This window comes from Nocardia citri, from assembly GCF_054065835.1.
This window is the reverse complement of the sequence record NZ_JBSUQM010000016.1, coordinates 1-21,364: the sequence shown is the minus strand read 5'-3', so window position 1 is coordinate 21,364 and position 21,364 is coordinate 1. Positions and strand designations below refer to the sequence as shown.

The 21,364-nt window shown below is 69.1% G+C and carries 17 protein-coding genes; 5 read left to right on the top strand and 12 right to left on the bottom strand.

Going from position 1 to position 21,364, the window contains the following annotated elements; all coding sequences use genetic code 11:
* Positions 1-13 precede the first annotated feature (13 nt).
* Together ACW2Q0_RS20820 and ACW2Q0_RS20815 are read right to left on the bottom strand one after the other, a co-directional pair.
* A complete protein-coding gene (locus ACW2Q0_RS20820; RefSeq protein ID WP_457192552.1) occupies positions 14-481 on the bottom strand; it encodes a hypothetical protein in 468 nt (155 codons plus the stop codon).
* Positions 482-483: 2 nt separating this feature from the next.
* Positions 484-1,026, bottom strand: a complete 543-nt coding sequence (locus ACW2Q0_RS20815) for a hypothetical protein (protein WP_457192551.1) — start codon at positions 1,024-1,026, stop codon at positions 484-486.
* 616 nt (positions 1,027-1,642) lie between these two features.
* On the opposite strand from ACW2Q0_RS20815, the gene ACW2Q0_RS20810 reads away from it, so the two are divergent.
* Genes ACW2Q0_RS20810 through ACW2Q0_RS20800 form a run of 3 tightly spaced genes read left to right on the top strand, consistent with a single transcriptional unit; the run spans position 1,643 to position 5,294 of the window.
* Positions 1,643-1,966: a hypothetical protein gene (locus ACW2Q0_RS20810; RefSeq protein WP_457192550.1), complete on the top strand. Its 324-nt coding sequence runs from the start codon at positions 1,643-1,645 to the stop codon at positions 1,964-1,966.
* Positions 1,963-3,594: a relaxase/mobilization nuclease domain-containing protein gene (locus tag ACW2Q0_RS20805; RefSeq protein WP_457192549.1), complete on the top strand. Its 1,632-nt coding sequence runs from the start codon at positions 1,963-1,965 to the stop codon at positions 3,592-3,594. The genes ACW2Q0_RS20810 and ACW2Q0_RS20805 overlap by 4 nt, the downstream gene beginning before the upstream one ends.
* Entirely contained in the window at positions 3,591-5,294 is a 1,704-nt protein-coding gene (locus ACW2Q0_RS20800) for a hypothetical protein (RefSeq protein ID WP_457192548.1), read from the top strand. Before ACW2Q0_RS20805 ends, ACW2Q0_RS20800 begins: the two co-directional genes overlap by 4 nt.
* Before the next feature lie 251 nt (positions 5,295-5,545).
* On the opposite strand, the gene ACW2Q0_RS20795 is transcribed toward ACW2Q0_RS20800, so the two are convergent.
* The 9 genes from ACW2Q0_RS20795 to ACW2Q0_RS20755 all read right to left on the bottom strand — a co-directional run bounded on the left by ACW2Q0_RS20795 (position 5,546) and on the right by ACW2Q0_RS20755 (position 12,890).
* Positions 5,546-5,821, bottom strand: a complete 276-nt coding sequence (locus ACW2Q0_RS20795) for a hypothetical protein (protein ID WP_457192547.1) — start codon at positions 5,819-5,821, stop codon at positions 5,546-5,548.
* A 71-nt stretch (positions 5,822-5,892) separates the two neighbouring features.
* Entirely contained in the window at positions 5,893-6,594 is a 702-nt protein-coding gene (locus tag ACW2Q0_RS20790; protein WP_457192546.1) for a hypothetical protein, read from the bottom strand.
* A gap of 14 nt (positions 6,595-6,608) precedes the next feature.
* Positions 6,609-8,483 (bottom strand): glutaredoxin domain-containing protein, encoded by a 1,875-nt coding sequence (locus ACW2Q0_RS20785; RefSeq protein WP_457192545.1) that lies wholly within the window; start codon positions 8,481-8,483, stop codon positions 6,609-6,611.
* A gap of 92 nt (positions 8,484-8,575) precedes the next feature.
* Complete coding sequence (locus tag ACW2Q0_RS20780; protein WP_457192544.1) at positions 8,576-8,779, bottom strand: hypothetical protein; 204 nt, start codon at positions 8,777-8,779, stop codon at positions 8,576-8,578.
* A 94-nt stretch (positions 8,780-8,873) separates the two neighbouring features.
* Positions 8,874-9,299: a hypothetical protein gene (locus ACW2Q0_RS20775; protein ID WP_457192543.1), complete on the bottom strand. Its 426-nt coding sequence runs from the start codon at positions 9,297-9,299 to the stop codon at positions 8,874-8,876.
* Positions 9,296-10,042, bottom strand: a complete 747-nt coding sequence (locus ACW2Q0_RS20770) for a hypothetical protein (protein WP_457192542.1) — start codon at positions 10,040-10,042, stop codon at positions 9,296-9,298. The genes ACW2Q0_RS20775 and ACW2Q0_RS20770 overlap by 4 nt, the downstream gene beginning before the upstream one ends.
* Positions 10,043-10,081: 39 nt before the next feature.
* Positions 10,082-11,080, bottom strand: coding sequence for a hypothetical protein (locus ACW2Q0_RS20765; RefSeq protein ID WP_457192541.1), 999 nt, complete (start codon positions 11,078-11,080; stop codon positions 10,082-10,084).
* A 149-nt stretch (positions 11,081-11,229) separates the two neighbouring features.
* On the bottom strand, positions 11,230-12,417 hold the full coding sequence (locus tag ACW2Q0_RS20760; protein ID WP_457192540.1) for a nucleotide-binding protein: 1,188 nt from the start codon (positions 12,415-12,417) through the stop codon (positions 11,230-11,232).
* 17 nt (positions 12,418-12,434) lie between these two features.
* Positions 12,435-12,890, bottom strand: a complete 456-nt coding sequence (locus tag ACW2Q0_RS20755; RefSeq protein WP_457192539.1) for a hypothetical protein — start codon at positions 12,888-12,890, stop codon at positions 12,435-12,437.
* Between the two features lie 410 nt (positions 12,891-13,300).
* Between ACW2Q0_RS20755 and ACW2Q0_RS20750 the strand changes: the two genes are divergently transcribed.
* Positions 13,301-13,819 (top strand): hypothetical protein, encoded by a 519-nt coding sequence (locus tag ACW2Q0_RS20750; protein ID WP_457192538.1) that lies wholly within the window; start codon positions 13,301-13,303, stop codon positions 13,817-13,819.
* 65 nt (positions 13,820-13,884) lie between these two features.
* Positions 13,885-20,433, top strand: coding sequence for a helicase-related protein (locus tag ACW2Q0_RS20745; RefSeq protein ID WP_457192537.1), 6,549 nt, complete (start codon positions 13,885-13,887; stop codon positions 20,431-20,433).
* A 174-nt stretch (positions 20,434-20,607) separates the two neighbouring features.
* Here the strand turns inward: ACW2Q0_RS20745 and ACW2Q0_RS20740 are convergent.
* On the bottom strand, positions 20,608-21,364 hold a 757-nt coding region (locus tag ACW2Q0_RS20740), incomplete at its 5' end, for a S66 peptidase family protein (RefSeq protein WP_457192536.1).

Here is a 21,364-nt window from a genome sequence, read left to right as displayed (position 1 = left end):
CTCGGGCGGGAAGTCAGTCGGTGCCGTGCGGGTGCCGGTGACGCGCCTCGGCGCACTGTCTGCGGTGCAGCAGGGCGAGCTGGCGCGTGCGCGAGCCCGAGCCGCGTGTCGAGGTGTGCGCGAACAAGCGCCCCTCCAGTTCGCCGACCGATGCGTCCGTGGACGGAACCGCGAGGGCCGACACCCGGCGGAAGGTCCGGTTCGCGACCCACAGCTTCACCGCCAGGGCCGTCAGCAGCGCGACGCCGACGCCGAGGGCGGGCAGCGTGAACGGTGCCGGAATCGGTGCGGCGGCCACCGCCCACACGTACGACAGCGCCGCAAGGCACCCGTACGCGGCGGCCGCCAGAGCCGAGCCGGAGCGTTCCCCGGCCGTGGTGAGCTGACGCATCTCCCAGCGGTAGGACAGTGCCAGCGCGGCGAAGACGCCACCCGGCCCGGCGAGGAGCAGGACCGGGGCGGCGGGCGCGATCGGCATCATCGTCAGCTCCGGACCCGCGCGGCGGAGGGTGCGCTCGCGCCGGTGGCCGCCGCGGCGACCCGGATCGGGTCGGCGGAAGCGGACGGACCGCCGGAACCGGTAGGAGCCGGATCCGGCTGCGCCGCAGCGGGCGGTGCCGCCGCCGGTGTACTCGGCGCGGCGGGCTCGGTCTCGGATGCCTCCGCCGGCGGTGGGGTCAGCGGTGCCTCGGCGGCGGCGGTCGAGGCGCGCGAGGGGCGCGGCCGGGGCTTTGCTTTCGCCCGCTTCGCTGCGGCGCGGATCGCGTCGGTGGGCTTGAGTCCGATCCGTTCCAGTGCATCGGACTCGGCCCCCGCGCTCGTCGCTGCTTCGTAGGCGGCGACCACGGCATCCTCGGCGGCCTCCTCGTCGGCGATCAGCCGGGCCGTCTCGGTCGCGCGGGTCTCGGATGCCTGCCGCCATTCCCCGACCTTCACCGCGAGTTCGCCGATGCGCGTTTCCATGTCGTCGTCGATGACCGCACGCCGGTAGGCGGACAGGGCATCGGTTGCCATCTTCTTTGCCATGAGGGGTACCTTTCCTCGCTCAGCGCTCCCCAATGGAGCGATCGAACCTATTGTATCTAATGTATCTACAGATGGGAGGTGGTCGACCATGCGAACAGGAAGCCGGGAGCGCAGCGCGCCCCGCCCGCCAGCTGTACCGCCCGTTCCGTCGGCGGACCGGAGCGGGCTGGGACCGGTCAGCGAAGCCCGGCCCCGCCGCAGCGCCCACGGCGGCGGCCTCGTCGCGCACCACACCCGCATCGCGGACGGAAGCGTTTTCGGCGTGGAGCTCACCGCGAGCCGCAGGGTGCCTGACCAGGCTTTTCCGGTGAGCAAGATATCCCAAAAGTGGCCACTTTTGGGTTGCGCCCGGGGACGGGCGCGGGCCACACTCGAAGTGGTTCGAGTGTTTCTAAAGCCTCCAGAGGATCTGGAGGCACCGATGTATCCAGCCCTGCGGTCCGGCTCCATCGGTTGGTCCGGCAGGCGGCTGCCGGCCCTGCGAGCGCACCAGTGCGCTCGGTAGGCGAAAGGACGCGAAGTGCCTCCGAAAAGCAGGCAGGGCCACCGGCCCCACGCAGCGAAGCCCCGGTCCATCAGTCGACGGTCGACGTACGCGCAGACCGAATGGGCGTTGGTGACCGCGGCCGCGGCCACGGTCGGACTGCGGCCCGGCGCATTCATCGCGAAGGCTGCCGTCGGTGCTGCGCGTGCATTCGCCGCGCAACGCAACGGGACAACTGTTCGCACCAGCGGCCAGGTGGAGATCCTCATCGCCGAGGTTCGCGAGTTGCGGCGGCTGCTGGGCAATGTGGCGGGCAACGTGAACGACGTTGCCAAGCACGCGAACTCCACCGGCGAACTCGGCCACAACGCGGACGCGGTGCTGGCGTACACCCGCAAGATCAACACCCAGATCGACACCTGGTTGGTCGAGCAGCTTCGGAACGGTGCGTTGTGATCGGCAAGGCGATCCGGGGATGGGACGGGCAGCGGCTCGTCCGGTATCTGTTCTCGAACGGCAAGTACAACGAGCACACCAAGCCCACCGTGGTCGCGGCATGGCAATCCGATCCCGAAGCGCTCCAGCCGGTGTGGGTCGGACCCGACGACTGCGACTTCGCGCCCGGCGAGATCGGCAAGCTCGCCAATCAGGTCACCGCGTTGTCGGATGCGATCGGGCTGCCCACCGAGCAGCCCGATCCGGGCCAGCCGGGCTACACCAAGCACGGCTACATCTGGCATCTGCCGGTGGCCATCGGCGCCGAGGACGGCGAGCTCGATCAGGAGACCTGGCGGCGCATCGCCGAGGACATGCTGCACGAGACCGGCATTGCGAAGGCGGGAGACGCCGGGGCGTGCCGGTGGATCGCGGTGCACCACGGCAAATCCGTCGACGGCAACGACCACATCCACATCGCGGCCGTGCTGGTGCGCGCCGACACCGGCAAACGGTTCTATCCCGACAACGATTGGAAGGCCGTGCGCCGGGTGGCGCGGCGCTGGGAGCAGGCGCTCGGGCTGCGGCTGACCGCCATCAACGATCCGCTGGCGGTGCCCACGCCCACGCGCGGGGAGCAGGAGAAGGCCGAGCGCCGTCGCGCCGCCGGCGACGAGGGCATGCTGCGGACGACTCCCGGTGCCGCGGCGCGGATTCAGCTGCGGCAGATGATCACCGAGACCGCCGCCATCGCGACCAGCAGCGAGGAATTCGTGGCCCGGCTCCGCGACGCGGGCATGCTCGTCGACCTCAAGTACGACGCCGCCGGGCAGATCAAGGGATGGGCGGTCGCCGCCCCCGGCGACGTGTCGGCCAAGACCGGCGAGCCCATCTACTTCGCGCCCAGCCGACACCTGGGCGCTGACATGTCGTGGCCACGGGTCACCGCCCGCTGGTCGGCGACCCCGCCCGGCCGCCCCGGCGCCGCACGCGCAGCGGCGGCCACCGAGACGGCCCGCGAGCCGCACACGGTGCTGGCCGACAGCGCCGCGCGGGTCCGATCGGTCACCACCGCTGTGCGCGGTGGGCGATCCGATGTCGCGATCGTGGCCCGCGAACTGCAAGACGTCATCAGCAGCTGGGCGTCCATCGCCGACGGTGCCGCCCGTCAGGGCCCGCTCTCGCGGGCGGCGTGGGCCTACGACCGTGCCTCGCGCACCCGGCGCGGGCTGACCGCGGTTCCTGCGGGGCAGCTCGCCGCCGAACTGCGCGAGGTGTCGCGCGGACTCGCCGCGGTCCGAATGCTGACCGGGCGCGGTCTGCAACGCGACCCGAGCTTGCAGCTCGGCCTCGCCATCGCCGAACTGCTGCTCGAGATCGCCGCATGGCACCAGCAGAACCAGCGCATCGCCGCCGCCCGCAGTGCCCGCGAGGCCGCCGGCCTCGTCCGCGCGCACGGCGAAGCCACCGGTGCCGTTCCGGGCCAGCTCCCGCCGCGGCGCGCCCCGGCGGGTACCGGGCACACGCCCACCGTCGCACCACATCCCGGTCCGGCCGTGCTGCCGGGCGAAGGCCGCCGCGAACTGCCTGCGGTACGTGGTGTCCGTGAATTGCCGTCCGGCCCAACAAGGAAGGAACACCGACGATGAACCAGCCGGTCATTGAAACGCCCGTGATGGGCATCCCGCGCGAGGACACCATGCGCATGGCGTTGGCAGCGCGCACGCTGGCGGGAGTGCTGCGGCAGCTGCGCGAGCGGCGGGGCCGCTCCGCGTGGGACGACGCCGAGAACGCCGCCCGCAAGAACGCGGTCGTCGACCGCCACGCGGTCAACAAGTTCAGTCGCGCCGACGCCGACGAATGGAACGCCGCGGAGAAGGACGGGCGCATCCGCGCCGAACGCCACCCCGATACCGGCATGACGATCCGGGTGGCCCCGCTCTCGCGTGGCCGCTTCGGGGTCCAGGCCGGATGGGAGGACAACCACGCCGAGGCCGTGTTCGGCTCCGAGGATCTCGCCGACCGCGTCGCGGAGTGGCTGCGCAACAACGGCTCTGCCGAAGCGGTCGATGATCTGCGGCGCAACGCCGACGATCTGCACGCCACCTCCCGTCCGCGTCGGTACCGGACGCTGCGCGATGTCGAGCTGGCCGAGGCCCGCAAGTGGGCCAAGGACAGCGAACCCGATTGGTACCGGTGGTGGGAGCTGAGCTACACCAACGCCGACACCATCGACGGGCGACGCCTCGATGAGAACGAGATCATCCGCAAATGGGTCGAAGCCACCGGCGGCAAAACCGGCACGGCCGTCGGCGTAGCACGACGATGGCTTGGTCAGCACGATCCGGAATGGGCCGACAAATGGGAGACCGAATACAGCAACTGCGACACCCAGATGGGCCGCCGCAGCCTCGAAGACGAGATCGTACGGCGCTGGCGCTCGCAATCTCGTGCGGGCCGCGGGCGCGGAACCGACAGCGGCGAACAGAGCGCAGAATCCGGTGAGCAGGACAACGATCCGCAGAACCAGCGCACCCCGACGCCGCTGGCGGACCGGCTGCGCGGGCGCGTGCCCGATCGGATTCTCGACGATCCACGCTGGCACGTCGCCGAGGATCAGTTCGCGGTACTCACTGCGCAGGGAGCCGACCCGGAGACGCTGATCGAGTCGGTCGCGGCCATCGACTTCAACAACGGCCAGATCCGCGCGCCCAGCGGATACGCCGCATGGGCGATGCGCGAGGCCGCGAAGAACGGCAAGGTCACCAACGCGCACACCCGCAGCGAGGAGGACGCCCGCCGCTCGGTCGCCGAGGAATGGCTCGCCACCGCCGATCCCGAGTCCCCGTTCGATCGGGCCCGCGCCGCCCAACTGGTCGGCGAGATCGACGACGACTTCGATGCCCTGCTGGCCCGCAAGTATCCGGGCATTCTCGACGGTGATGCCGACCAGGCACGGGAACAGGCCGCTTCGCACGAAGGAGCCGCCGACGCCGCCGACGATCAGGCCCGCAAGGACGCGACCGCCGCGCAGGCGGCCGACGCGGAGGAGAACACGGTGTTCGTCGTCGACAGTGACGGCACCGTCTTCACCGTCTCGTTCGCCGAGGCACCGGAGCCGGAGCCGCAGCCCGAGGCCGAAGCGGCCGACCACAGCGCAGACGCCGCGCGGGAGCACGGTGCGGCCGAGGACGATCAGCACCAGGCGGCGCGCACCGCGTCCGCGGCGGCCCAGGCTCCGCTGACACCGCCCAAGCAGGCCAAGACGAACACCAAAACCCATCGGCGCACCCCGCCGCCGGCCAAACCCGCTGCGGCGCACACCCGTAACCGGGGCCGGACACACTGAGGGCATCGGCATCGGACGATCGCGCGTGGTCCGCCGGTCGTCCGATCCGGGTGCGGTCGTCGCCGAGACCCGATCGGGGCGCGGTGCCTATGCTGACCGTCGAGCCCCTTTTCTCGGATCGTTAGCTGTACCCGGGACATGACCCTCCCCTTCGGTCATGAGCCCACAAAGATGCCCCACCGGATTCGAGGCGAATCCGGTGGGGCATCTTTGTGCTCGGCGAGCCGGGGCTGGCCCGGCGCCGGGCGCGGTCACAGGATCGCGCGGAATTCGATGGTCACCACGACGCTGACCAGATACTCGACCGGTGCGGCGAGCAGCGGCACGATCGTGTGGTCGATGCCGACGACAGTGGGAGCGTAGGTGTTCCCGGTCAGCGTGGTCTCTTCGGCCGCGGCGGTGCGGGCACGATCCTGGCATCCCTCGACGAGGGCTTCGACGGTGTCGGAGACCTTCTCGGGGGAGTCGATGGTGCGGGTGGCGGCGTAGGCGATCACATCGTCGTGCAGGGAAGTCGGGCTGGTCATGATCTCAGTGTCCTTATCTGCGGAGGGAGGGGGTTCTCGGGCGCGGGCCTCCGCGGCTGCGCCGAAGTCGTTCAGCCGTCGGCGTTGCTGACGGTGTCGATGAACGTGCGGCCGTCGCGATCGACGGTGGTGACGTTCTGCCGGTAGGTCTTCGTCTCGCCGGAGGGCCTGCGCTCGAACACTTCCACCAGGAAGTGGGTGGGTTGGTGCTCGGTGATCGTCAGGCAGTAGGCCGTCGACGCGGGGATGGTGTTGATGCCCTGCTGGATCGTTTCCGCCGAGGACACCGGGGATTCCGGGAGCACCAGCGCCCGTACCTGCTCGCCCGAGCGCGCGCCGTAGTACGCGCGCTGGAAGGCAAAGATCACCGGCACTGCACCGACCGTGCCGCCGGGCCCGTTACCGCGATACACCTTGCCGACCACGGTGTTCGGGCATGGCCCACCCGCCAGGAAGCTCGCCGTCGTGGTCACCACCACCGGCGGGGCGGCGCTCTGCAGGGGAGGCGGCGCGGGCTGCGTCGACCCCAGACTGCTGAGCCCCAGCGCGAGCGCGCCCAGGCTGACCGCGCCCACAGCCGCCGAGATTCCTAGCACCAGGTGCCGGGGACGGCGAGGAGCAGGATTGGCATCGGTGATGCCCTCGTCCACCGGGGTCTCTGGGCCGGGCTGCTCGGGTTCGGGGTCCGGCTCCAGGGCGGGGATGTTCAAGGGCGAGAGCACTGGAGCCCAGCGCCCGGAGGCCGGGACAGGCCGATCGGTGTTGGCGTTCATCCTGATTCCCCTTGTCAACGTCCGCGACCGGGGGACCGGCGCGGTGCGGTGTTGGTATTTGCTCCAGCGACCCGGGTCAGCGGAGCGCCGGCCGCGGCCGCCGCTGCCGCGGTGGTCGGGGTCAACGGTCCGCTGGCCGCCCGCAGCGCCTGCTCACCGCGGCGGGCCTCTTGCAGTTCGGCGAAGGTCGGCCGTCCACTGTTGCTTCGGGCCGCCGTCGCGGTCGCGTTCTGGACGCGCGGAGCCGGGGCGGCCGATTCGGTCGCGCTGGCCTGGCTCACGTAGCGCAGGGCCGCCTCCACCACCGCCCCGGTCTTGCGCGGGTCACCGTTGGGAAGCGAAGCCCATTGCGGCGAGCCCAATTCCGGGATCTCGCCGCGTCGCTGCGTGTTCCTCAAGTACGGGGCGGCCCACCTCTGTACGGCCTCGACGCTCAGGCGATCCGCCGCGGCGGGGTCGCGAAACCCCGGCTGCGCAGCAGCCGCCTCCTGTTCTGCCACCACATCGGCGCGCAACGCGCCAGGCAGCATCTTGAGCTTGTCGGGGCGAAAGCCCGAGAAGCGGATGTCTCCGGCTTCGACCACGGGCGCGCCCTGGAATCCCATATCCACCAGACGCTGGCGCGCGGCGGGGTCCTGCGTGACATCCACGACCTGATAGGCGAACCCGAGGTTGTCGAGGGTGCGTTTGGTGGCGTCGCACTGCGGGCATTGGGGTTTGATGTAGACGGTGATCTCGACACCCTCGCGTGGGGCCGCTGCGGTCTGTGACAAGGTCGTCTCCGGATTCTGCTGGTTCTGCACTGATTTCGCGGACGCGCTCTCGATCGAGGGTTCCGCGTCGATTTCCGCAGCCCACTGCCAGCGCCAGCCGGTCTCGGGATCGAACGACCGCCGGAATACGCCTTCCATGACCTTCTCGGCCTGGGCGAGGGTTTCCTCGGAGGAGGGGACGCCCTGTTCGAGCTGGGCATCGGTGAGCGGCACGAGCTCGTCGATGTCGTGACCGAGGTCGAAATGGTCGCTGAGGTCTTTGCCGGTGGCGGCCTCGACGACGAGCACTACCCGCACCCGGCCGGTCAGCAGCCGCTTGACCTCCGCGGCGTGGTGGTAGCCGGGTTCGTCGCGGTCGGCCACGATCACCACCCGCGCCGCGCCGGTGAGCTGGCGGGCGTGCTCGCGCCGGAAGGAACCCGCACCCATCGCGTTGCAAGTGGCGACCAAGCCCGCGCTGCGCGCCCGGTCCGCGTCCTTTTCGCCCTCGACGAGGAAGATCTCCTCGCCGTCGGCGACGGCCTGCGCTACTTCGGGAAGGTGGTAGAGCACCGGCTCGAAGCCGCCCTTGTGCCAGCGTCCGCCCGCGTCCATCTTGCGCTGGAAGAACATCTTGTCGGTGCCCCGCTCATGCGGGACTTGCATCCGCACGACCTCCCCGAGCGGATTCCCCCGCTCGTCGGTGTAGCGGTAGATCGCGGCCTGGTAGCGAGGGCCGACGACCTTGCCCAGACGTTCCTTCTTCGACGGCTTCGCCGGATCGCGTGCCGGTCGCTGATCCTGCGGCGGCTCCGGGCGCGGCGGCCGAAGCCGGGCCGGAGTGCCCGGCTCCCGGACCCACTGCCTGTCCCAGATCGCGTTGCCGGGCAACCCGATGACCGCCAGAACCTTCGTGTCCGGGCAGCCGGTGAAGCACTTGACGACCGTCTTGGCCTTGTCCTTGTTGTGGATCAGCCCCAGGCTCGGGTCTTTGTCCTCGTGCGCGGGGCAGTGGTACATCGTCCACTGCCCGCGCTTGGACGAGGGCCCGGTGGGGCGGTCGTGCTCGAATGCCCATTCGTCGAGGGCCTGCGTGATGCGGGCGAACGACGGACCCGGGCCGGTTTTATCAGTCACGGAGCACCACCTCCATGGGTGCTGATGAGTCTGATGGATCTAATGTATCTAAAGTCGGGTATACGGCGACGCGCTCAGCCCAGCAGGGAAGCTCAGCGGCGCTTGGCCCCGCCGAGCAGACCGGCCACGGTCATGCCCGCAGCCGCGCCGAGCGCACCGCCCACAACTCCCCGGGCCACTCGCCCCGTCCGCTTGCGGCCCCGCGCGGGAGCCGGGTTCGGGCGCGCCAGCTTCACCGCGATCACGACGACCGCGATCAGCACGGCAACGACCGGGTACACCAGCAGGATCGACATTTCTGATGACCTCCTCTTTCGTCGTCGATGGCTCGTCGGCGCGTGGTGCGAATGTATCTAAAAGCAGTGTCGCAGGTTCGCCGACCAGCCGCAATCACGCGGCCTTGCGCTGCTCGGCGGTGCAGACCACCTCGGCCCATTCCCGGCAGTAGGCCAACGCCGTGTCCGGAGAGAATCCCGGAGCCGATTCTTCCCAGCTCAGCGAGGGATTCACCGACCGGTCGAGGCTGGGCCCGCAGATGTACCACGCCCAGCGCGCCCGTTCGGGCACCCGGTCGAGAGTCCGGGGATCCTCCGGGCCGATCAGGAACCAGTGCCCGCCGATGCACACCGTGCTGACGTCGTAGGTGCAGACCAGCGTTCGCAGCACCCGCCACCATCCCCCGCCCTGGGCCCTGGCCAGCAGCGCCAGCCGGAGCGCGCGGCAATATCGTGCTTCCGCGCGGGCGGTGCGGGCTCCGCAGCGAGTGGTGAAGACCAGATCACCGAGGCGGGCGCGGGCCACCGTCCGCGCGTTCACCGGGTCCGCCTTGCGACGACGGCCGGTGCCACGGCCGCGGCAGCCGGGACCGCGCCGAAGGCGAACGGCTCGGCGGCGGGCCTTGCAGCGTCGGGCCGGATCAGCGGGGTGTCGGCGGCGACTGCTCGCACCTCGGCCGCCGGCACACTCGACGCTGCGGCGTCGGCGCGGTCGATGTCCTCGTAGTCGTTGCGCCAGTAGGGCGCATCACCGAGAAGATGGCGATTCTCGCGGAGGTGCTTGTCCAGCTCCTCCTCGTACCCTGCCACCCACATCTCCTTGTACGCCTCGTCCAGATCTCCAGGACCGGGTGCCTCGTCATTCAGATCGGCGATCTTGGTTTCGAGGTCCCGGGCATGCATATGGGCGGCCAGGCGGCGGGCGTTCCGATCGGGAGATTCGTTGTTGGGCAGCGGATTCGGCTGGGTGTCCGGCTCCGTCTGCTTGCGGGTGCGGGCGTCGGCCCGATCGAACTCGTTGTAGTACGCCCGCCAATGCTGATCGTCGCTCAGGACGGTGCGGTGCTCCCGCAGATACTGGGTCAGCAGCTCGTCGGCGCGGGTCACCGCTTCGGCGGTGGTGTCGTCTTCGACCCGCACGAGTGCGCCGTTCTCGTCGACGTCGATGTAGGACGCCGCGTTCGCGACGCTGTGGGCCTGATCGAGCACCGACTCGAGATAGCGGGCAGTGACCTTGATCGTTTCCGGAGGCTTCCGGTCGGGGGAGATGAACGGCTCGGACATCGAATTCTCCTTCTCATGCTCGGAGGGTGAAAGCTCGGATCACCGGGTCCGGCGAGCGGCAGCGGCCAATGACGCGCCCTGGGCAGCAGGCGCGGCACCGAAGGCGAACGGCTGAGCACCCGCCGCTGCCGCGGTCGGCGGTGTCAGCGGCGCGCGGGCGGCGGCCTGAATCTTGGCCCACATGCCCTGCGGGCGTTGACCATCAGCCTCCAGCTCGGCGTGCGCGGTCCGCAGCTGCTGATTGATGCGATCGGAGGACACGCCCATTTGCTGGGCACGGGTGAACGCCTCGTGGAACTCACTGAGCATCGTGGCCAGATCTGTCTGCGCATCTTTGGCCGCCCGCGCCTGCTGCGATGCCGTCTCGAAACTCTTTGCCGCTGTGGTCAACTCGACCAGCGACGCGGCCTGCCCCGGCGTCAGCCAGTCCTGCGGTCCACGCGCGACGCGGTCCTTGATCTGCTCGGCCTGGCGCTGCGCGATCCAGAACGCCCCGAAACGGCGCACCTGGCCGACGGCCGTGGTCACGCCCATGCGAATCGCGGAAACCTTCTCGGCCACACGGGCCCTGAGCGACTCCAGCCCGCTGGCGGCCGCCCACTTCACCTGGACTTCGGAGGACGGCACCGTGTGCGCACGCTCCAGCGCCCGCAGGGCCTGCCCCCGTTCGGTGGCACTCAGGTGGGGCAGTTCGTGGATCCGGCGTTCGAGCGCGAGGGCGGCATCGGAGAGCACGGCGTGCTTGCGGGCCCACGCGGTGTAGGCGCTGTTGTCCTCGCCGGGGGTGCTGTCGGGCTTGGCTCCCAGGGACACAAGGGCTTTCTGGTGATGCAGGATCTCCAGCTCCACCTGTGCACGAGCGATCGAGGCATCGAGCTGGTGCGCGCGGGTGTCGGTGCGTACCGCTCGCGAGATCTCCCGGCGCACCGAGCGGGGGACATCCTTGGCGGTCGGGTTCTCCGTCCGCCACGCGGCGATGGTCGCCGCCACCGCGGCGGCGAGGGTGTCGGGCTGCTGCCCGGCGAGTGTGTCGGCCATTGTCGACTGCTTCCTCTCGAAGACTGGTCGCTGGCGGCGGGTGCCGGATCTCTCTCAACTCCGGCACCCAGAGCTGCCAGTGATGTTAATGGTTCGAGTGTATCTAAAACATCGGCTGTGTCATCGGGTTGATCGAGATCTGCCAGGGGTTATCCGGCAGGCCGCAGCAGGCCGGTGCCGGGGGAGTACTTCATAGGGAATAGGCCCGCCAGGGCCGCCGCCAGCTCTCGATAGGCCAGCAGCGTGCGCGGGTGCAGCAGCTGCGGGTCGATCACGCCGCCCTCGTCGAGGTGGCGGTCGTAAGGAATCTCGTGCACGGCGTGAACCCACTGGCGGAACCAGTTGGTCGCGGCGTTGGCGTCGAAAATCCGCCGTCCCGGCTGTTGAGGGGAGATCACCACGACGGTGCGCGAGAGGAGGCTCCGGTAGAGCCACTGCCGTTCGTCGCGTTGGTCCAGCAGCGGAGCCCCGGTCACGGGGTCCTTGGCATAGGCGTTGTGCAGGTATTCCACCGCGGCCACCGCCTCGTCAGCGGAGTCCTTCTTGGCATCGAGCGGGATCACCAGCGCGTCGGCTTCCTCAAGCACGGCTTGGGTCGCAGGATGAGTGATTCCGGTCCCGCAGTCGGCGAGCATCAGAGGGAAGTAATCGCCGGCCAGCTCGACCAGCTGTCGGTAGTCGTGGGCGGAGAAGCTGTCCGCCGTCGCCGGATCGGCCGCCGAAGCGAGAATGTCCAGGCCCGCAGGGGTCAGCTGGGTATGGGCCCGGATGTCCTGCACCCGTCGCGGTCGAGGTCCGGCCAGCAGGGTCAGCGCCGAGGACTCGGTCCGTGCCGCGGTGCGCCGCGCCAGGTTGCCCCTGTCGGGGTTGACGTCGAAGGCGACCACGCCGTCGGTGCGGCCCGCCGCGAAGGCATTGCCCACTCCCATGGCGGTCGTCGTCTTGCCAGAGCCGCCCTTGAGTTGGACGAACCCGATCCGGAAGTCGGACTCGATCGCGGTGCGGATGCGCCGGTCGAGTTCGCGGGCATGGGCCTCGGCCGGGCTCTCACCCAGATTCAGCGTCTTGCCCGACATCAGATACAGCGTGCGCCGCCAGCCCGAGCCCGGTGCCGGGCGCGCGGTGTCGCGCCGCCAGTCCCGCGCGGTCGGATTCACCGCCGCCGTCAGATCGGCCGCCGGGTGTCGCCACCCGCCGGCCGGTGTCCGGTCGCGGGATCCGCCACCGGGCGCGGCCGCGCCCGTCGTCCATGACCCGTCGCCGACGCGGAGCGCGTAGGGCACGGTCTCCGCACTCCACGGTGCCACGACCGGCGGGGTCGATTCCTGTTTGGCCATCTCCTATTCCCTTCTCCTCATGAGGTTTTCGAGGCAACCCTGTCCTTGTTCGTGGACCCGGTCGGGACGGCAGGCTCGTCACTGTCGACCTTCTCCTGCACGGCCTCCTCAGCCCAGTCCGACCACGCCGGGTAGAGCTCAGCCTCGGCCCACCAGGTGTCCCGTGCGTGGTCCCACACCTGCACGTCGCAGCTGAACGAGCGGCGGGGACGGGTGCCCGCCTGCTCCGGCGGAATGCGCCGGCCCGGTGGCAGGCGGTCGGGGGCGGGCTCGAACTCGGTCATCCCCAACTCCGCGCGCTTGCGTGCGGTCTTCTCAGCGAAGGCTGCTTCGAGCCACCGCGTCCACGTGGGGTACTGGCGAATCTGCTTCTGCCACTTCTTCTTCGCGGCAGACCAGACCTCATCACTGCATGAAAAGTTCACCCGGCTCCATCGACGTCCCCCCGCCGCGTCGGACTGTGTGTCGGCCACAGGCTCTTCCTTCCTTCTCGACGGCGTCGCGGGCCCGCGGTCATGTCCGACCGCACCCGCAGGGTTCTACTGTATCTAAAGGTCCGTCCGCATCTAATGGCCCGAGCGCCCCCATATACGCCCAACGCGCTTTCGAACTTTTCGCATCATTAGATACATTAGAGTCATACCGAGTTTACCTGCGACAACGGCTCGGGTGAAGGTCACGAAAACGGATGTTTTAGATACATCAGCAACAACGGAACCATTGGGGCTGGTGAGGTTCGCCGCCCCGCCGCCGGACAAGGAGGCGACCATGGCGCGGCGAATGCGAAGAATGCAGAGCGAAGGCCAACTCAGCCTGGAGGCTCTATGGGGCGATCCAGACCCGGCGCCCTCGACCGTCGACAACCGAAAGGACAACGAGCGCGATGATCATCGACCAGGTCAGGACGTACTACTCGACGTACCTGCCACAGACGACCGCAGCGCTGGAGGACCCGGAGACGCACTTCCAGCAGCTGGCCGAGCAGATCAGCGAGCGAGTGGAGCAGATCGCGACCCAGCTCGAGGCGAGCGCGACCACGCCGGGGCAGGACTACCTGGAACGGGTGGGGACGCTGAACACGGTGCGCGCCCAGGCGCTGGAAATGGCACTGGCCGAGCTGCTGTACTCGACGCCGCCGGAGAACGAGGACGATCCGGAGCCGAGCCCGACCGAGCGCGACCTGCTGGTGATGCGGCAGGAGGAACGAGCGGTGGAGCAGCGGCTGGAGATGGAGTCGGGCAGCCCGGAGGCGACCGAGTGGGACCGCCGGTACCCGCATCTGGTCGAGGAGGTGAACTGGATGCTGACCGACCACGAGGAGCTGACCGACCAGCAGAAACGCGAGCAACTGGCGCAGATCCTGGAGCGGCAGGACGCCGCGAGGTCCCAGCTCCAGCAGTAGAGTCCGGCCCCACCACACAGGACGCCATCGTCGCCGCCGGCGGGCGGCACTACCTGATCGACGGGTTGCAGACCTGGGAAGCCAGCCGCGGTGAGTCCACCGACGGTGGCACCCAGTGGATTCGCACCCGCAACGTCGGCACGGCGACCAGCGCCGACGAAGCTGAGCGGCTGGCGCGCGCCGACGCGATGTTCACGTCGGTCGAACTGGCGACGCTGCGCTGCACGCTCGAGGACGAGGCGTACGCCTACGGCGGATACAACCGCCCGCAGGAGATCTTCAACCCCGGCACCGCGCCCCGATACCTGACCGAGGGACCGCTCAAGCCGCTGTCCGCGGGAGATCGGTTCGGGCCGACCTGGCTGTGGGTGGAGTGCTATCTGCGTGCCCACCCGGATCTATACGACGAGACACCCGCCTCGGTCCAGGCCCGCCAGCAGGAGCGCACCGACACCACCGCACCGATGGTCAGCGCGGCCGCCGAGCACTTCCGCGCGGGACGTTTCGATCAAGCCCGCGCTCATCTCGACCAAGCCCAGCTCATCAACCCCTTCGACGGCAGCACCTACGCCGGTATGCACTCGCGCATCGACCGGCTGGCGGGCATCGTCGACGAGCTCGGACTGACCGGACCGCAGGAGCGATTCGAGGGAGTCACCGGCCGCCGGGCACGGATCACCCTCGGTGAGCGCACCTTCTTCCTCGAGCCCAAGCGCGGTCAGTGGGTCGTCCATCCCGCCGCCGACGGGGATGCGGAACCGATCACGGAAACGCTTCCCACGCGCGAGGTCATGCCCCGCATTCGCGCCTATCTGGCCGAGCACCCCGCCCCACAAAGCCAGGCCGTGGCTGAAGAACTCGGTGCCGCCGCGAATCCCGTTGCATCACAGAGCGATCAGCGGGAACCCGCTGCCCAAGCCAAAGACCCTGCGGCTCCGCTGCCCATCCTCATCGAGCACACCGCCGAAGGCACGCTGGTCCGCAACACCGACAAGGAGAACCTCCAGCTCCGCCAGGCGCTGCACGATGCGAAATTCCAATGGTCACGCCCGCAGAAGTTCTGGTACCAGCGGCGGGCGACCGACTTCGCCGTGCGGACCCGCCGCGTGGGGTACCTGCGAGCCTCGCTGACCCGGCTCGGCCTGCCCTTTACCGAGACCGGCGCGGCCACCACCTCCGACAGCGCAGCCCCAACCCTTGATCTCGTCGAGACGACACCGCAGACCGAACAGCCGGTGCCCATCGAATCCCCAGAGGTTCAACAGCATTCGACGCCTACGGCGTCCACGACAGAAGCCCTGTCGCACGGCCCGGACACCGGTTCGACGCCGGCCACGGCCCAGCTGGAGGCTCCGACGGTCGGGCCACTTGCCCCAGAGCAGCCAGCGACCACGCCACCCCGCACCGAGGCGGCTACCGCACCGGTCACCGCCGTGCGGGACAGCGCCCCCATATCCGCGAACGCGGGATTCCGCCGCGCCGAACGGCTTCCGGCGCCCCAGGTGGAGGTGCCGCGATCGGCTCAGCGGCGCATCGAGGCGAACCTCGCCGCGATCCAGACCATGCAGCTACTCGAACGCGACAACCGCGCCCCCACGCCCGCCGAGCGGGAAACGCTGGCGAAATGGACATCGTGGGGCGCGGCCGCGCAGATCTTCGACGCCGAGCGAGAAGAGTTCCGCGCCGACGCTGAGTCGCTGCGGAACATGATCGGCAAGGACGGCTGGAAGCAGGCCAACCGCACCGTCCTCAACGCCCACTACACCGATCCGATGATCGTGCAGGCGATGTGGGCGCACCTTCAGGCCCTCGGGTTCACCGACGGGCGTGTCCTCGAACCGGGTTGCGGCGCAGGCGCATTCATCGGCCACGCCCCGGAATCGGCGCGCGTGACCGGTGTGGAATTGGACTCCACCACCGCCCGGATCGCGCAGGCGCTCTACCCGCACGCCGATATCCGGGTCGAGTCCTTCGCCGACACCCGCCTGCCCGAAGGACATTTCGACGCCGCGATCGGCAACGTGCCGTTCTCCTCGGCACGCCTGCACGATCCGGTGCACAACACCGGCGAGCACACCATGCACAACCACTTCATCCTCAAATCGCTCGCGCTGACCAAGCCCGGCGGGGTGGTGGCGGTGGTGACCAGCTCGTTCACGATGGACAACAAGAACCCCGCCGCGCGCCGCGAAATCGCTGCCCACGCAGATTTCCTCGGCGCGATCCGGCTGCCCAACGGCACCCACCGCAGGGTCGCGGGCACCGACGTGCTGACCGACATCCTGATCCTGCGCCGCCGCGACGGCGAGCCCCGCCAACTCGGCGGCCCGTTCGAGCTGGCCACCCGCACCGAACTGCCCCTGGCCCGAGAATCCGGTGAGGAAGCGGTCCTGGTCAACGAGTACTTCCTCAACAACCCGGCGATGGTGCTCGGCGAACTACGGGCCGGGACCAGCATCTACGGCGGTCTGGCGGTCGAGGTGCTCGGCCGCGGCGATCTGGAACAGCAGCTGCGCGGCGCGCTGGACCGCATCGCCGAGCAGGCGCTGGCGGAAGGCATCGCCCACCGGCCCCGCGCACTGGCCGCCGGGGAACGCCGCGCGGCCGCCGGAGCACCCGGCGATGCGAACGAATTCCCCGGACACCTGCGTGCCACGGCGAACGGGTTCGAGGCGCTGCACAATGACGGCACCTACAGCGAGTTGACCGTCCCGGCCACCCAGGCCGAGGAGCTGCGCGCGCTGCTGGGGCTGCGGGACACGGCGGTATCGCTGCTGGAGAACGAGGCCGCCAACGCCGAGGACTCCGACGAGATCGAGGCCCTGCGCGCCCAGCTCAACCAGCGCTACGACCGCTACACCGCGCGGTTCGGGGCGATCAACCGGTGCTCGTGGCATCCGACCGGACGTGTCGATGACGCGGGCGAGCCGGTGATGTCGGTGCGCCGGCCTCCGGTGATGCGGCTGTTCCGCGACGACCCGCACGCCCCGGTCGTGCTGGCGCTCGAGGATTACGACGCGACCACCGACAGCGCGGTGAAGATGGCGATCATGCGCCAGCGCGTTGTCGCGCCGCGCAGCCCGCGCGTGGGCGCGGATACCGCCGAGGACGCGGTGGCGATCTGCCTGGATACCCACGGTCGCATCGATCTGCCGGTCATCGCTGGCCTGCTCGGCGTCGACGATGACGAGGCCCGCATCCAATGCCGCGGTCTCATCTACCCCGACCCCGCCGAAAACGGCCGTTTCGTCCCGGCGCCGGAATACCTGTCCGGAAACGTCCGGATCAAGCTCGACAAGGCTCGCGAGGCGGCCACCGCGAACCCGGAGACCTACAGCGACAACGTCACCGCGCTGACCGGGGTAATCCCGCCCGATCTCGGACCGGCCGAGATCGACGCCCGCCTCGGCGCGGTGTGGATCGAAGCGCCCGACGTGCAGGCGTTCCTCAACGAGATCCTCAACGACGACACCATCACCGTCGAGCACACCAAGGCAGGGGAGTGGAAGGTCACCGGCGGCCGTCGCGGCATTCTGTCGACCCAGGAATTCGGCACCTCCCGCGTCCCGGCGCCCAAACTCGCCCAGGCCCTGCTGCGCCAAGCCCCGATCCGGGTCTACGACCCGGACGAGAACGGTGAGGCACGCATCCCCAACCCCACCGAAACCGAAGCCGCCAACGAGAAGGCCGAACAGCTTAACGAGCGGTTCTCCGAATGGGTGTGGGAGAACCCGGTCCGCGCCGCACGGCTGAGCGAGGAATACAACCGGCGCTTCAACAACCTGGTGCTACGCAACTACGAGGCCGACGGCAAGATGCTCAGCCTGCCCGGCCTGTCGCGGGTCTACACCCCGCGACCGCACCAGCGCGCCGCGGTCGCCCGCATGATCGCCGAACCCAATGTCGGCCTGTTCCACGCTGTCGGCGCGGGCAAGACGCTTGAGATGGCGATGGGCGTCATGGAGCTCAAACGCCTTGGGCTGGTGAACAAACCGGCGATTATGGTGCCGAACTCCATGCTCGACCAATTCGCCCGCGAATTCCTCCAGGCATACCCGCAGGCGCGCATCCTCGCCGCCGGCACCGAGGATCTGGCCGGGGAGAAGCGACGACAGTTCGTCGCCCGCGCGGCCACCGGCGACTGGGACGCGATCATCTTGACCCGCGGGTCATTCCAGCGCCTCGAGGTCTCCCGCGACACCGCGCACTGGTACTTCGACCGCGAGATCGAACCCCGGCGCGAATATCTGGCCGAACTGATGTCCGGCAGCGCCAAACGCAGCGTCGTCAAACGCATCGAGGACGCGATCCTCAAGTCCGAGGAGAAGCTGAAAAAGAAGCTCGGCGGGCCCACCGATCCCGGCATCACCTTCGAGCAGACCGGCATCGACTACCTCGTGGTCGACGAGCTGCACGACTTCAAGAATCTGGCCACCGACACCCAGATCGAGTCCGCCGCCATCGCCGGAAGCCAGCGGGCCCAGAAGCTGCACATGGTGGTGGAGTACCTGCGCGACAAGCACAACGGGCGCGCCATCACCGGCGCCACCGCCACCCCGCTGGCGAACTCGATCACCGAGGCGTACGTCGTGCAGCGCTACCTGCGTCCGGACCTGCTCGAAGACGCCGGAATCAGGAATTTCGACGAGTGGGCGGCCACCTTCGGCAAGACCAAGACCGAGCTGGAGATGTCGGTCGACGGCAACTCCTGGAACCTCAAGACCCGGCTCGTGGGCTTCCGCAATGTGCCTGAGCTGCAACGCATGTTCCACGTCGCGGCTGATGTGAAACTCCCCGAGGACCTGAACCTTCCGGTGCCCAAGCTCGCCCGTCGTGCCGACGGGCAGCGGGCACCGGAGGTCATCTCGGTGCCGGCGACCGACACCCAGCTCGAATATGTCCGCGATCTGGGGCACCGCGCCATGCTGGTGCGCTCGCGTGCGGTCGACCCGACCCGCGACAACATGCTCAAGATATCCTCCGACGGGCGTGCCGCTGCCTTGGATCTGAGGCTGGTCAAAGCACTCGGACTCGGTTCGGCCGCAACTGATTACGAGGCCGATCCGCACCGGCGCGACAACCCCGTGCTCGATGGCATGGAAGGGGTCGCGGTCGCCTCCCTCGAAGTCGGGCCGGACCAGATCGGGGAGGATCAGTTCGGCCTCAAGCTCGAGGCGGCGGCGGACTGGATGTTCCAGAAGTGGCACGCCGCCAAGGATCAGGTCTACCTCGGCAAGGACGGGCAACCCCATCCCCGCCGCGGCGGGCTGGTCCTGGCGTTCTGCGACCTGGGCACCCCCGGAGAGGACTGGAATGCCTACGACGAGCTCAAAACCAAGCTCATCGCGCGCGGCGCCCCGGCGGACATGTTCGCCTACATCCACGACGCGAAGAACGACAAGGGCAAGGCGGCACTGTTCAACAAGGCCCGCAACGGCACCGTCCAGTTCCTGTTCGGCTCCACCTCGAAAATGGGTGTGGGCGTAAACATCCAGGACCGCATGGTCGCCATGCTGCACGTCGACTGCCCGTGGCGGCCCGCCGATATCGAGCAGCGCGACGGCCGCGGCATCCGCCAAGGCAACCAGAACGAAGAGATCGCGGTAGGCCGCGTCGTCACCGAAGGCACCTTCGACGCCCGGATGTGGGCGGCCCAGGCGCGCAAGGCGGCCATGGTCAACCAGTTCATGAAGGGCTCGCTGACCGCCCGAGAGATCGACGACATCGGCGACGCGGCCCTCAACGCCAACGAGGCCCTCGCTATCGCCAGCGGCAACCCGCTGGTGCTGGAGAAGGCCGAGATCGACATCGAGGTCACCAAACTCGAACGGCTGCGCCGGGCGCACCAGCGCAGCCAGTCCATGCTGCAAATCCGGATCCGCGACGCCAACGACGCAATCCCGAAGCTGGAGACCGAGATCGACGCCTACACCCGAGCGATCGAGCACCGCAAGCCGACCAAGGGCGACGCCTTCGCCGCCAAGGTCAGCGGGCGCTACTTCGACAACCGCGGCGACGCCGGCGATGTCCTGGCCGCCCGGCTGCTCAAACTGATCGCAGATCCCCGCGCGGTGTGGAAGGAGTTCGAGGATCACCGGGTCGCCGAGATCGCGGGCTTCTCCCTCGATGCCCGCAACGTCCCGACCGGCCGCGAAGCCCTCGTCTCGGTCGTGTTCTCCGACATCAGCGCCGATCTCTACGTCACCTTTGACCGCAAGACCCTCGAAAAGGGCGGCATGGGGGTGATGCTCAGGCTAGAGAACGCCGTCAATGGCCTGGACAAGCGGCTCGAAATCGCGACCGGGCGACTCGACACCGAGCGCACCGAACGCGAGCGCTCCGAACACCGTCTGGGCAAGCCGTTCGAGCACACCGAACGGCTTGAGGTGCTGCGGGCAAGGCAGAAGGAAATCAACCAGGAACTGCTCGGCAGCAAGGAAACTCCGCCGGAGAACGCGCCCGCAGGACCGGAGACACCCGCAGACGAGGCCGAGTTCATCCGGTCGGCCGCGATGCACGACGCCGTGGCCATGGTCCACCAGATGGGTGGAGCGGCAATCGTGAACGGCTCCAATGGAATCTCGATCGTCAGCGATCGGGGACGCACTCGGTGATCTCCTCGCTCACTGATCCGGCAGCGGGTGCGGCGACCATTACAACGTCGCACCCGCATGCGCCTGAAACGCCGCGCAGTCGTCGGTACGATCGTCAGTCAGCAGAACATCGGCGGGCGACATTGAGCCGCACGTCGACCGGCACCCCAGCGGGGCGAGTCGTCGTCTTGAGGCTTAGGGCGTCACCAGGTTCTCGAGGTAGCGCAGCAACGGGTGCGCTCCGGTCAGGTCTAACTGGACATCAACGCCCAGAGGGAGAGCGAATTTCGCTGGCGAATGCCCGAATTCGGCCCCAGTCACGACCGGAAAGCTGCCGCCGACGCAGCGCAGGATCAGCTCGTCGTAGGACTCGTCCGGAGCGTCCTGGCGCGGGCTGTCGACCGGGACCGCGACCAGCAGGCCCGCGATCCGGTCGAACACACCGGCCAGGCGCAGATGGGTCAGGGCCACGTCGACCTGGACCCAGGGCACGAACACCTCCTCCAGGATCAGCACCGCCCCAGTCATATCCGGCATCCACGGTGTCCCGATCAGCGCGCGGATCGTGCCCAGGTGCCCGCCGACCACCGGTCCGGAGAACGATGCCCCCGCGCCACGTGGGACACGCCACGCCGCGCCGGGCACCTCGATATCCTTGACCGGGCCGGACACGATCTGCCAGAACGACTCCGCCGCGGCCTCGTTCACGGCGGGACGGGAGAAGTCATACCCGGTCGGGCCATGCAGCGTTGCCAGGCTGGACCGTGCGGTGATGGCGTTGGCCAGCACCACCGGGTCCGAGAGCGCCGTGAGCACCGTCGGGTTCGCGGCGATGACGGTGTAGTCGAGTAGATCCAGCAACTGTGCCGCGCCCTTGCCGCCGGTCGCGGGCACGATTAAGTCGATGTCGGGATCGGCGAACGCCGCCATCAGGTCTGCGGCACGGTCGGCC